The sequence below is a fragment of the Petrotoga sp. 9PWA.NaAc.5.4 genome (assembly GCF_002895485.1).
Lineage (GTDB): Bacteria > Thermotogota > Thermotogae > Petrotogales > Petrotogaceae > AZRK01.
Map to the genome: position 1 here is coordinate 218,664 of NZ_AZRK01000002.1, position 13,028 is coordinate 231,691.

Here is a 13,028-nt window from a genome sequence, read left to right on the forward strand (position 1 = left end):
TCTGATTGATAGAATATGAATTAAAAGTTAAAATAGATGATTTAAAAGAAAAATATGAAGATTTAATAGAAATTTTTAATTTAGAAAAAAAAGAAAAAGAAATAAAGGAATTAGATACCATAATGATGAAGCCTGAATTTTGGGGGGATCAGGAAGAAGCGAAAAAAATATCGAAAAAATCACAAAATTTAAAAGACGAAGTAGAAGAGTTTAAAAAATTACGAAACTCTTTTGAAGATTTGGAAATAGCTATAGCTCTTTATGATGAAGACCCACAAATGATAGAACAAGTAGAAGAAATACTAAAAGATGTTGAAAAAAAGATAAATGAATTTGAACTTAAAATGTTGTTATCTGATGAATATGATAATGCTAACGCTTTTTTAACAATTCACCCTGGTGCTGGTGGAACGGAATCTCAAGATTGGGCTTCTATGCTTTTAAGAATGTATACAAGATGGGCTGAAAAACATGATTATCCAGTTGAAACTTTGGATTTTCAAGAAGGAGAAGAAGCAGGTATAAAGAATGTGACCATTAAAATTTCGGGGTCATTTGTTTATGGAAAATTGAAATACGAAACAGGTGTTCATAGATTAGTTAGGATATCTCCTTTCGATGCTAATGGAAGAAGGCACACTTCTTTTGCTTCAGTTTCTGTGATGCCAGAAATAGATGAAGAAATTAACATCGAAATAAAACTTGAAGACTTAAAAATAGATACCTATAGAGCTGGTGGAGCAGGTGGACAGCATGTAAATAAAACAGATTCTGCAGTTAGAATTACGCATATACCAACAGGAATAGTAGTCGCTGTTCAAAATGAAAGATCTCAACATCAAAATAAAGCTACAGCTTTAAAGATTTTAAAAGCCAAACTTTATGAAATAGAACACCAAAAAATGTTGGAAGAAAAGATAAAAATTAGAGGCGATGTAAAAGATATATCGTGGGGTAATCAAATTAGATCATACGTTTTATATCCTTATACGTTAGTCAAAGATCATAGAACCAATTATGAAACATCTAATGCAGACGCTGTATTAGATGGTGAAATAGATGAATTTTTAGAAGAAGAATTACTTTTTTTTGCTAAAATATAAATTTTGGGGCTAAAATATTAATGAAAAGTAAGTTTTAGAATTTTAAAGAGATGGAATAATTTTAAAGAGGAGGTTTTTTAGAAAAAAGGTGTATAATAATATTACTAGAAAATATGAAGATTTTCATAAAAGTGTCATGGTTGAAGAAACTATAAAATTTTTAGTTACAAAAAAGGATGGAATCTATGTCGATTGTACCGCTGGCGAGGGTGGACACATTAAAGTTTTAAATGATTTTTGTGAAAATAAAGCAAAAATTATTGGTATAGATGTCGACTACGAAGTTCTTCAAATAGCAGAGCAAAGATTGAAAGAATTTAATAATATAACTCTCATAAAGTCATCTTATCAAGATATAGATATTATTTTAAAAGGATTAGGAATAAATAAAGTTGATGGTTTTTTGATGGATTTAGGTGTTTCTACTTTTCAGTTAAAAGGAGAAGATAGAGGTTTTTCTTTTTTAAAAGATGAACCTTTAGATATGAGAATGGATACAGAATCCTCTAAAGACGCTTATTATGTAGTTAATAATTATAAAGAAGAAGAATTACGCAGAATAATTTTTGAATATGGAGAAGAAAAACGTTTTGCACATGCTATTGCCAAAAGTATAGTAAGAAGTAGGCCTATAAATACAACTCTGGATCTTGTTAACGTTATAAAAAAAGCTCTTCCTAATTCAGAAATATACAATAGAAAAACACATTTTGCGACAAAAACTTTCCAAGCAATTAGAATAGAAGTAAATAATGAACTAAAGAATGTAGAAGAAACTATTAAAAAATTTGAAGAACTTTTAAAAAGTGGTGGAAGAGTGGCTATTATAAGTTTTCATTCTTTAGAAGATAGGATAGTGAAAAATTATTTTAAAAATAACAATAAATACAAATTTTTAACTCCTAAACCTATTAGTCCTTCTAATGAAGAAGTGAAATCGAATCCTCGTAGTAGAAGCGCTAAATTAAGAGTAGCTGAATATGTTTAATCTCTTTGAAATATTATAGAATGGGGGATTTTATATGGAAAGGATAGATTTGGAAAAATCTCAGGGATTAGAAAGATCGAAATCAAAAGTTAAAGTTATTAACATTGCTCTTATAATATTAGTATTTTTAGTATTTTTAACGGTAAGTGTCTGGCTTACCATCTTTATGAATTTTGGAAAGAATATTGAAAACTACAAATCTATAATTTCTAAATCTCAGATGGAAATAAAGTCTTTGGAAGAACATTTAAATACCATGGACAATCAAATAGATAAGTATCTTGAAATTTTAGATATTATGGAGTAGGAATTACAGTGGATTTGAAATTAAAGCTTATTAGTTTTCTTTTAATATCAGGATACATTTTTTTATTGATAGTAACTTTCATATATAACAATTCTTTAGAATCAGATTTTAGAGAACTTTCATCCAGTCTTTTAGAAAACAATAAATATGCGACCCTTGTTGATAGCAAGGGTCATTTTATTGTTTCAAATCAACAAAAATATGAAGCATGGATTGATTTAGAATATATGAAAAGGCGTGGTAAGTACGATGAAAACAAATATATTTTAAACAGAAAATTTGGTGACGAAGAATTGCAGAATAAAAAATTTATTAAATGGGGATCATATAACTCTTATGAAGAAGCTTATTTGAGCTTAGGTGTACTAAACAAATTTTCAAGAATATATCCTGTAACTGAACGTTTATATAACGAACTTTTTACTCTTGGCCAGGTTACAGGTAAATTTGGTAAAACTGTTTATGGTATAGAACCTTTTTTATTTGAATCTGGTGCACTACAAAACAATGAAGAGATAATTTTAAGTATAGACTTAAAAATGCAACAAATTGCTTATGAAGAATTGATGAAGACAGTGATAGAAGAGTCAGCTGAAGGTGGTATTGTAATAATAATGGAAACAAGTACAGGTAAGATTAGAGCGAGCGTATCTATATATCCTTGGAATATTGGTTATATGGGTTATATAGAACCCGGTTCTACTTTAAAACCCTTGTTAGTTGCCTTAGCGATTGATGAAAATATTATTACACCTAACGATAGATACTATTCGGGTTATGAATATTATCCTACAGGTAAAAATAATTTTAGAGTTACAGAATCTCAAGGATATGGTTTTGGAGAAATAGGATTAAAAGAAACTTTAGTTTATTCCTCAAACGTTGCTATAACAAAAATAATGAAGCAAGTTCTTGAAGAATTTTCAAATGTGTGGTTATATGAAAAACTATTAAACTTAGGCTTTGGAAATAAGACAGGTATAGAGTTTAAAGGCGAGATAAATGGTGTTTTACCTTCTCCAAATAATTGGTATGAAATTACTCCTTATCAAATTGCTTTAGGTCAAGGGATTGGTGTAACGCCTATTCAGCTGGTAGCTTCTTTTAATGCACTTGCAAACAATGGTAAGTATGTTAGTCCTACATTTTTAGAAAAAAAAGAAGTTAAAAGTAAGCAAATATTTTCTGAAACGTCTTCAAACTTAGTTAAGGATTGGTTGGCTTATACAGTTATAAATGGAACGGCTCGAAAAGCTTATAAAGAGGGATTAAAATTAGCAGGAAAGACAGGAACTGCACAAAAAGCCCAAAGTGGAATAGGTTATGTTGAAGGAAGTTATTATTCCTTATTTTCTGGTTTTATACCTGCAACAAATCCTCAGTATACTGCTTTAGTAATAATAGACAATCCTCAAAAAGAATATTATGGAGGAGAAGTAGCTGCACCTATACTTACCAATATTTTTTACAGATATTACAAAGATAGTGAATATGTGGATAACAAAAATAAGATAGTTTTTTATGAAGGGATAATGCCTGATTTAACGGATTTTTCGGTCGTTGAAGCCGTTAACGTTCTTTTAAATTTAGGAATAGATAGTAAAAATATAATAATAACAGGAAATGGAGACAGAATCATAACTCAATCAAAAGATCCGTTCACAAGCTTAAAAGAATCAGATATTATCTACCTTCACACCTTAAAATAATAATTTAAGTACTTTAAAAATAAAGATTTTTGAAGACTAATATTTTGATTTATATAAAGACAATTTTAAAATTTCTAAAATTGGTAATTATTAACATTTATTAGGGGAAGTGAGATGAATATTAATGGAGAAGATATTATTATTAGGTGATTCAAAAGTAAAAAAAGAAATAAAAATAGAAGAAATTTTTAAAAATCGTGAAAATATAGAAAAGATAAAAATAACTTCAGAAACTTATTCTGATGAAGATATTAATAAACATTTCTCTATGTTGGGACTTTTTTTCGAGAAAAAGATGATAGTTATTTCTGGGTTCAATAATCTACCACTATCTCAACAGGAAAGGATTTCAAATTTAATTTCAAAAGCAGATTCTTCTTTACCAATAATTGTTGTTTTGGATGCTGAAAAAGAAAATAAGTATCTAAAAAATATTAGTTTTGACGAAAAATACGAACTTATTTTGCCTCTACCGTGGCAAGAAGAATTATGGATAAAGTATATTGAAGAGATTTCATCTGTTTTTAATAAAAAAATAGAAAAAGAAGCAGCGGTTAAATTAATAGAATTAATTGGGAAAAAAGAAGAACTTTTGTATGAAGAGATCAAAAAATTATTTATATTTTCAGATAATAATATTATCAGTTTAAAAGAAGTTACAGATATATGCTCTTATTTTCCAACAACTTCTTATGAAGAACTTTGTTATGATTTGGCGAGAAAAAATTTTTCAATAACAATTGAAAAATTTAAATCCGTGATAAATATGCCTAATTTTTCTCCTATATCTTTAGCGAATTATATTTTTAGATATTTCTTGGATTTATATGCTGTTATATTAAACACCGAAAAAAAATTAAAATACACTTGGCCAGAAATTATGAAAATAAGTCAAAAAACAGAGGTTTCTTCACAACGAGTAGCAAATTTTTTGGGTTTTTCTTTTAAAACAGATAAAGGAAATAAGTTAAATCTACAAAAAATGTATGATATTGAATATTTAGAGAAGATACTTATTAAAGTTGAGAATTTGGATAGACTTTTAAAGATAGGTGAGAATTCAAAAGTTTTATTTGTAAACTTCTTCGAAGAGTTATGCAATAGCTATAATTTTTAAATTTTATTTTTTGAAATATGATCTAAAGATTGGGGTATTTTTATTTTGAAATTAGTTCCTTTGCCAACTTCGGAAGTTACTTCTATACTTCCCTTTAAAATTTCAATATTTCTTTTCACAATAGCTAACCCCAGTCCACTACCAGGTTTATCTTTTGAAAGTCTAACAAATGGTTTAAATATATCTTTTAAATTTTCCTGAGGGATTCCTGGTCCTGTATCTTGTACTTCAATTAAAAAATGTTTTGTATGGGGGTCATACCTTACATATATTTTTACATGCCCTTTGTTTGTATATTTTAAAGCATTTTCAATGATATTTACTAAAATTTGTTTTAACTTTGTAACGTCTGTAGTAATATCGGTAGGTATATCTATTGGGTAATCAAAAGCTATCTCGATGTTTGGTGAAGAAGATGCTTCCAGCATAGACAAAACTTCATAAATAATTCTTTTTAAATTTGCTTTTTCTAATTCCAGTTTACTTTCTCTGCTTAATTTATTATATGTAGATATATCGTTAATTAAGGAATTCATGTGTTTGGCGGAGAGTAATATTTTTTTTATCAGATTTCTTAATTGTTTTTTATCTAAATCCTCATTTTCTAAAATTGTTTCTGCAAAACCTATGATAGAAGTCAGCGGCGTTCTTAATTCATGGCTAATAAAACTCAGATAGTTAGCATTTAACTCGTTATTTTCTTTCTCGGAGTCTCGAAGGAACTTCAAAGTTAAAAAGATTGAAGCTAAATTACTAAACATTTCTAATAATTTTTTAGAACTTTCATCAAAAGAAGGTATGTTAAAACTATCAATATAAATGTGTCCTATAACTTCGTCTTTATTTTTTAAAGCAGCTATTAAAGTTACCATATTAGTTTTGTTTTCGTGTATTATTTTACTAATTTTATACAAACCTGTTTCAGGTGAGTTATAATCAATAATATTTTGGACTTCTAATATATCTTTACCCAGGTGTTTACTTATATAAGATTCATTGAAAGGTACCACCATGTTAATAATCAAATTTTCGTCGTATCCTTCCCCAACTACAGCTTTATACAAAGTACCTTCAATTAACCATATCGAACCACATTCAGCTTCCGGAATAATTCGTATAGCTATTTTCAGTAATTTACCTAAGAAATCTTTTTCACTTTCATTCCAATTTATTTCCTGAAAGAGTTGAGCCATTTCATTAAAACTCTCTATGTAAAAATCATGATTAATTGGTTTTTGCATTTATATTAATCCTCCTTTAACTCATCATTATTATTATTTGTGCTCGCTTTAAAAATTTTAAAGTCAAAACTTTACCAATCTTTTAGATTTGAAATTTTTTAAAAAATAATTCTTTCTAAACTATCTAAACCGTTATTTAAATACTTTAAAATTTAAACTTTATAAATTTACACAATATTAGTGTAAAATTTATGTTATTTAATTATATCATATTTTAGTCAAAGTTATATTTAAATGATTTTATAATAAAAAATGTTAGATTAATTAAAATAATATTATTCATACATTAAATTAAACTTAAAAAAGGCGAACTAAATTTAGTTCGCCTTTTTTGGCGGGGACGACGGGACTCGAACCCGCGGCCACCGGTGTGACAGACCGGCATGATAACCAACTTCACCACGTCCCCAACGTTCAATGCAAAAGTATTTTATCACAAAAATTCATTTTTGTAAAGTATCCAATTGACAATAAAAATTTATGTAGTATAATAAGTATAGGATTTTTTAAAGATTGTTTTGCCGGCGTAGCTCAACGGTAGAGCGGCTCATTCGTAATGAGTAGGTTGGGGGTTCAAATCCCTTCGCCGGCTCCAATTTTAAATAAATTATAAAAAAACGCCATAAAGACGTTTTTGTTTTTTATTAAAGAGGCGAACTTTATGATTTTACAAAGTTTTGATAAAAAAATTTTGAAGTTTATTAAAGACTATAAAATTTTTAACAAATATGATAAAATACTATTAGGAATTTCTGGTGGTAAAGATTCAATGTCGTTATTAAATACTATGAACAAAATCTCAAAGATAATGGACTTAGAAATAACTGTGGCCCATTTAAATCATGGTATGAGAGAAGAAGCTTTAGAAGATGAGATTTTTGTGAGACAAAAATGTGAAGAGTTGAATATACCCTTCTTTTCTGAAAGAAAAAATGTTTTTGAATATGCTAAAAGAGAAAAAATAAGTGTAGAAGTTGCGGGGAGAACATTAAGATACGAATTCTTTTATAAAAAATTAAGGGATCTTAATTATAATAAAATTGCAACAGCTCATCATAAAAATGATTTAGCAGAAACAATTTTGTATAGGATTATACGTGGTACAGGTTTTTATGGAATAGGTGGATTAACCCCCATAGAAGAAAATCTGGCAAAACCAATGTTGTGTGTAGATTTGGAAGAAATAACAAATTATGTTACAATTAATAGTATAGATTTCGTAGAAGACGTGTTTAATTATTCACTTGACTATTCCCGAAATAAAATTAGACATGAAATTCTTCCCAAAATAAAAGGAATAAACCCAAAATATGAAGAAAGTTTTTTTAGATTGGCTAAATTGTCTTGGAATTATAGAAAAGATGTTGAAAATAAATATCATGAAAGAGTTATTTTTAAAAAAGAGGAAATTATTCAAAAATTGGAACATGATTTTTTTGATGTTGAAGTTTTTAGAATGATTTTTTTAAAATCATATAAATATCCTCCAAACATGGAAGAAACAGAAAAGGCCCTCAAAATGAAAAAAGATGGTAAAATGAGATTGAGTAAATTTATAGTAATAAAAAAGGATAATTTATTGATAATTAAAAAATCATAATCATAATGAGAACAGAAAATTTCAGAAAATAAGCGTTTTATTTTACGATGGTTTGGGAGCAAAGGCGTAATAAGCAGAATAAGAACTTTAGAAATGAGAATTTTTGAAAAATAAGCATTTGAGTTTACAATGGGTCTAGGGCGGAGCCCTCTCCCCCTCCCTTCGGTACAATTACCGAAAAAGGTAAAAAATTAGCAATTAATGAGGATTAGAATCAGGGAGATATTTTATAAAAAATTTAAACTTTAAGTTTCATAATTTCTAAAGTGAGTATAAGCAAAACATAAGGAGGTTTTAAGTTGCAAAAAAATAGCCGTGTGCGAATTTTTGGATTATTAATAATTTATATAATTATAGGGTTGTTCATATATTTTGGTATTAGTAGTTTGATCGTTAACCAAAACGTCATGGAAATACAATATAGTGACCTTTTGCAAAAAATTGAAAACAAAGAAATCATCTCTTTAGAAATAGATGATTCTGGGTATGTTCGAGCAGAAGATATTAAGGGTTTATTTTATAAAGCGTATGCTCCAAATTTGTTGACAGATCAACAATTTGTCTATGGTTTAGCGAGTCAGGGTGTGAAAATTAATTATGTAACAAGTATAGGTAACAGTTGGTGGGTTTCTATTCTATCCATACTTTTACCCGTAATTTTACTTATAGTGTTATTCTCACTACTTCTTCGACCGGCAAGAGGTACAGGAAATCAAGGAATGAGTTTTATAAGAAGTCCTGCTAAAAAGTACGATGTTAAAAAAACCAAAGTTACTTTTAACGATGTAGCTGGAGTTAAAGAAGCAAAAGAAGAATTGATAGATATAGTGAAATTTTTAAAGGATCCAAAAGCGTTCAATAAGTTAGGGGCGCGAATGCCAAAGGGAATACTTTTGGTTGGTCCTCCGGGTACTGGAAAAACATTGCTTGCACGTGCCGTTGCGGGAGAAGCTGATGTACCTTTTTTTTATATAAGTGGTTCTGATTTTGTAGAACTATTCGTAGGAGTTGGTGCTGCAAGAGTAAGAGATCTTTTTAATCAAGCTAAATCAGCTGCACCGGCTATAATTTTTATAGATGAAATAGATGCGGTTGGAAGGCAAAGAGGTGCGGGTCTTGGTGGTGGGCATGATGAAAGAGAACAAACTTTAAATGCTATATTAGTAGAAATGGATGGTTTTGATCCGAGTATAGGTATAATTGTTATGGCTGCAACAAATAGGCCAGATGTTTTAGACAAAGCGTTACTAAGACCTGGTAGATTCGATAAAAAAGTTGTAATAGACTTGCCTGACGCTGAAGGTAGAAAAGAGATTTTAAAAATACACTTTAGAGGGAAAAAAATATCTCATGATGTAGACTTAGACGTATTAGCAAGATCAACACCTGGTTTTGCAGGGGCGGATTTGGAAAATTTAGTTAATGAAGCTGCTTTTTTAGCTGCAAGAAACGGTAAAAAATATATTACGATGAGTGATTGTGAAGAAGCTATTGAAAGAGTCATTGCAGGCCCTGAGAGAAAAACGAGAGTATTATCTGAAGAAGAAAAAGCTGTTGTAGCTTATCATGAACTTGGTCATGCAATAATAGGTTCCTTTTTACCGAATGCTGATCCTGTTCATAAAGTTACTATAATTCCAAGAGGATACGTTGCATTGGGTTATACACTTCAATTGCCAACTGAAGATAGGTATCTCATGAGCAAATCACAAATATTGGATGAAATAACTATAATGTTAGGTGGCAGAGCAGCCGAAGACATAGTATTTAACGAGATTACGACTGGAGCTGAGAATGATTTAAAAAGAGCCACAGACCTCGCAAGAAAAATGGTTGCAGAATTAGGTATGAGTGAAAAAATAGGACCTGTTGTTTGGAGTGAAGAAAGTGAAGAAACTTTTTTAGCGCGTGAACTGTTTAGAGAAAAAAACTATTCCGATGAAACAGCAAAAGAATTAGATTCTGAAGTGAAGAGGTTGATTAACGAAAGTTATGAAAAAGCTAAATCTATTCTTTTAGAAAATAAAGAAAAGTTGCATCTAATTGCTAAATATTTACTCAAGAAAGAAACCATCTCTGGTCAAGAATTAAAAGACCTTTTAAATAAAGATATTGAAGATTTGAAAGATTCGGTAGAAAATTCTAATGAGGATGAAACCACTCTTTCTGAGAAGGTGGTAACGTATGAATATATTGCTCGAAAGAATAAGTTTGCTTAAAGATAAAGAGTTTAACTATTCTTTTAAAGTAAAAGATGACAGTTTTTTGTGGCAAGAAGATGAAGAGGTAAAAAATTTTCATGTTTTAAGTACTACTGCATTAATTGGAGAAATCCACAAATGCTGTTTTTATACGTTAAAAGATGTCTTAGACGATGAACATGTTTCGGTAGTTTCACACAGTAGTATTGATCATCTTTCACCTACGCCGTATTCTTTTAAGGTATTTATAAAATTAAAGATTACAGAGGTAGTTGCAAATAAAGTTTTTTTTAAAGGAGAAGCTTTTGATGAATTAAATAAAATAGCTGAATTTGAAGTAACAAGAAACATCGTTTCCAAAAAAATGTTAAGAAAATATATAAATCAACAATTAAAAGGATTAAATGTGTTTGAAAATTCCAAAGATTTATAAATATTGCATCCCAAAGGGGGGAAAGAAAGTGGCAAAAAAAACTCTTATGATAGTTGAAGACGATCCAGCGATCTCTGAAATGTTATCCTTAAATTTATCAAAAGAAGGTTATGAAGTAATCACTGCTATTTCTGCAGATGAAGCTTTAAAGAAGTTAGAGGAAAAAGATGCTGATTTCTTTATTGTAGACATAATGCTTCCTGGTTCAATGGATGGATTTGATTTAATTAGAATTTTGAAATCCAACGAAAATTATAAAAATACACCTGTATTGATTCTAAGTGCTAAAGATGATGCAGCTGATAAAGTTGCTGGCTTGGAATTAGGAAGCGATGATTATGTAACGAAACCTTTTAATGTTAGAGAGTTAATCGCAAGGATAAAAAGTATTTTCAGGAGACAAGCAGCTTCTGCACAAATGAAAGAAGAAGGACCCAAGAAAATAACTGCTAAAGACTTAGTTATAGATACTGAAAGATTAGAAGTATGGGTAAGGAATCAACCGGTTAGCCTTACACCCCTTGAGTTCGATTTATTAGTTTTCCTAGCAAAAAATGAAGGTAAAGTTTTTAGCAGAGACGTTCTTTTAGATAAATTATGGGGTTATGATTATTATGGAGACACAAGAACCGTTGATGTGCATATTAGAAGATTAAGAACCAAAATTGAAGAAGATCCTTCTAATCCAAAATATATAATAACTGTCAGAGGAAAAGGTTATAAATTCAGAGATCCTGGAAAGGAAAGAGATATTTAAAAAATTCGGCAGAGGATAATCTTCTCTGCCGTTTTTTAAAGTTAATCAAAAATTACTTTAATATAAAATAAATATTGCTAAATAGGTATTTGGATGTTTTAATTATTTTTTAGAAAGGTGAATTTTTTTGAATGCTTTATATATAGGTATTATCATTTTGCTAATCATTGTGGTTTTCTTTCTTTACTTAAGAAAAAAAAGATTAGAAAAATCCTATCAAAATCTAAAAAGCGAGTTATTGAAAATTTTAAACTTGAATATAAAAAATCCTTTAGATGATTTCTTATTACTTCAATTAAATACTTATATAAAAAATTTAGAGGAAAAGTATAAATTTGAGAAGTATAGAAGAAGAAATGTATTTTCAATATTAGATACGCTTTCAGAAGGGGTAATTTTAGTATCATTTCATCAATCTGATACAATTAGAATAGATTTTGCAAATCTCACGGCTATAAATATATTCACAACAGAGGATTTTGTAGGAAGATCTTTAACAGAGGTTATGGATAATCATAATTTAATAGATTTAGCAATAAAAAGTTTTAAATCAGATGAAGATATGGAGGAAGAAATACCTTTTTATTATCCAGAGAAAAGATATTTTAAATGTAAAATAAAATCTATAAATATTGAAAATTATAGAGTCATTATTTTGACAGATATTACGAAAGAAAGAAATTTGGAAGATCTTAGAAAAGAATTTCTCACTATTATGTCTCATGAAATGAGGACTCCTTTATCAATAATAAATGGATATTTAGAAACTATATTAAGCGAAGAAAATTTAAGTGAAGATATTTATATCCTGCTAAAAAAAATTGAAGAGGAAACTTCTCGGCTTACGAGGATGTTCAATGATTTATTAGATATAGCAAGAATGGAGAAAAATATAGCCGAAGAGAAAAAGTTTTCTTCTTTTAACTTATCCAAAACAATTAAAAAGGCTTATGATTTTTTTAAGATAGTAGCAGAGAAAACTAAAATTGAATTTAATTCAGAAATATCGGACAATATTTATATATATGGAAATGAAGACAGATTATTGCAAGCAGTATATAATCTTTTAGATAATGCTTTCAAATTTACAAGCTTAAAAGAAGCTGGTGAAAAAACTGTTTGGTTAAGGTTGTACAGAGAAAATGAAGACGTTATATTAGAAATAGAAGATACAGGAATTGGAATTCCTTCTAAAGAGTTAAAAAAGATTTTTAATATGTTTTATAGAGTCGATAAATCAAGAACAAGGCAAGTGCCGGGTTTAGGTTTAGGACTTTATATTGTAAAAACGATATTAGAAATGCATAATGCAAGAATTATATTAGATAGCGAAGAAAATAGCGGAAGTTTGTTCAGAATAATAATACCTTTTCGTTCGCAAATAACGAATTTAAATGATGAGCGAATGGTAAGATAGAGTCTATTCGGTACGAGCATCGAAGATATGAATATAAGTTCTACATGGATTCCTCCAAATTAAGAGGTATTTTATAAAAGTTTTAAACTTTAAGTTTCATAATTTCTAAAGTAAGTAAATATTATAAGAGGTACTTTAGAAACAAGAATTTTATA

General features: G+C 28.8%; 11 protein-coding genes and 2 tRNA genes. 11 read left to right on the forward strand and 2 right to left on the reverse strand.

Annotated features, from left to right (window positions below; genetic code table 11):
• Positions 1-5: 5 nt before the first annotated feature.
• From prfB to X924_RS02420, 5 genes are all read left to right on the forward strand, one after another.
• Positions 6-1,103 (forward strand): peptide chain release factor 2, encoded by a 1,098-nt coding sequence (prfB, locus tag X924_RS02400; RefSeq protein WP_121957351.1) that lies wholly within the window; start codon positions 6-8, stop codon positions 1,101-1,103.
• 100 nt (positions 1,104-1,203) lie between these two features.
• Positions 1,204-2,091 carry a 16S rRNA (cytosine(1402)-N(4))-methyltransferase RsmH gene (rsmH, locus tag X924_RS02405; protein WP_121957426.1) on the forward strand — a complete coding sequence of 296 codons (888 nt, stop codon included), beginning with the start codon at positions 1,204-1,206 and terminating at the stop codon, positions 2,089-2,091.
• A 34-nt stretch (positions 2,092-2,125) separates the two neighbouring features.
• Entirely contained in the window at positions 2,126-2,398 is a 273-nt protein-coding gene (locus X924_RS02410; RefSeq protein ID WP_121957352.1) for a hypothetical protein, read from the forward strand.
• An 8-nt stretch (positions 2,399-2,406) separates the two neighbouring features.
• Positions 2,407-4,107 (forward strand): penicillin-binding transpeptidase domain-containing protein, encoded by a 1,701-nt coding sequence (locus X924_RS02415; protein WP_121957353.1) that lies wholly within the window; start codon positions 2,407-2,409, stop codon positions 4,105-4,107.
• Between the two features lie 124 nt (positions 4,108-4,231).
• Complete coding sequence (locus X924_RS02420; protein ID WP_121957354.1) at positions 4,232-5,224, forward strand: hypothetical protein; 993 nt, start codon at positions 4,232-4,234, stop codon at positions 5,222-5,224.
• Here X924_RS02420 and X924_RS02425 read toward each other — a convergent pair.
• Together X924_RS02425 and X924_RS02430 are read right to left on the reverse strand one after the other, a co-directional pair.
• Complete coding sequence (locus X924_RS02425; protein ID WP_121957355.1) at positions 5,221-6,465, reverse strand: HAMP domain-containing sensor histidine kinase; 1,245 nt, start codon at positions 6,463-6,465, stop codon at positions 5,221-5,223. The two genes, X924_RS02420 and X924_RS02425, sit on opposite strands and share 4 nt — an antisense overlap.
• Before the next feature lie 332 nt (positions 6,466-6,797).
• Positions 6,798-6,874, reverse strand: a tRNA-Asp gene (locus tag X924_RS02430).
• A gap of 111 nt (positions 6,875-6,985) precedes the next feature.
• Between X924_RS02430 and X924_RS02435 the strand changes: the two genes are divergently transcribed.
• The 6 genes from X924_RS02435 (at position 6,986) to X924_RS02460 (ending at position 12,873) form a co-directional block, all read left to right on the forward strand.
• Positions 6,986-7,060: transfer RNA gene (locus tag X924_RS02435), tRNA-Thr, on the forward strand.
• 66 nt (positions 7,061-7,126) lie between these two features.
• On the forward strand, positions 7,127-8,065 hold the full coding sequence (gene tilS, locus X924_RS02440; RefSeq protein WP_121957356.1) for a tRNA lysidine(34) synthetase TilS: 939 nt from the start codon (positions 7,127-7,129) through the stop codon (positions 8,063-8,065).
• Positions 8,066-8,364: 299 nt separating this feature from the next.
• Positions 8,365-10,284 carry an ATP-dependent zinc metalloprotease FtsH gene (gene ftsH / locus X924_RS02445; RefSeq protein ID WP_121957357.1) on the forward strand — a complete coding sequence of 640 codons (1,920 nt, stop codon included), beginning with the start codon at positions 8,365-8,367 and terminating at the stop codon, positions 10,282-10,284.
• Entirely contained in the window at positions 10,250-10,699 is a 450-nt protein-coding gene (locus X924_RS02450) for a thioesterase family protein (RefSeq protein ID WP_121957358.1), read from the forward strand. Before ftsH ends, X924_RS02450 begins: the two co-directional genes overlap by 35 nt.
• A gap of 28 nt (positions 10,700-10,727) precedes the next feature.
• Positions 10,728-11,456 carry a response regulator transcription factor gene (locus tag X924_RS02455; RefSeq protein WP_121957359.1) on the forward strand — a complete coding sequence of 243 codons (729 nt, stop codon included), beginning with the start codon at positions 10,728-10,730 and terminating at the stop codon, positions 11,454-11,456.
• 127 nt (positions 11,457-11,583) lie between these two features.
• Entirely contained in the window at positions 11,584-12,873 is a 1,290-nt protein-coding gene (locus X924_RS02460; protein WP_121957360.1) for a cell wall metabolism sensor histidine kinase WalK, read from the forward strand.
• Positions 12,874-13,028 lie beyond the last annotated feature (155 nt).

Excerpts from the sequence above, each read along its gene's own strand:
- X924_RS02450 (WP_121957358.1), top strand. The coding sequence starts at position 10,250 with ATGAATATATTGCTCGAAAGAATAAGTTTGCTTAAAGATAAAGAGTTT.
- X924_RS02410 (WP_121957352.1), top strand. The coding sequence starts at position 2,126 with ATGGAAAGGATAGATTTGGAAAAATCTCAGGGATTAGAAAGATCGAAA.
- X924_RS02425 (WP_121957355.1), bottom strand. The coding sequence starts at position 6,465 with ATGCAAAAACCAATTAATCATGATTTTTACATAGAGAGTTTTAATGAA.
- X924_RS02420 (WP_121957354.1), top strand. The coding sequence starts at position 4,232 with ATGGAGAAGATATTATTATTAGGTGATTCAAAAGTAAAAAAAGAAATA.
- tilS (WP_121957356.1), top strand. The coding sequence starts at position 7,127 with ATGATTTTACAAAGTTTTGATAAAAAAATTTTGAAGTTTATTAAAGAC.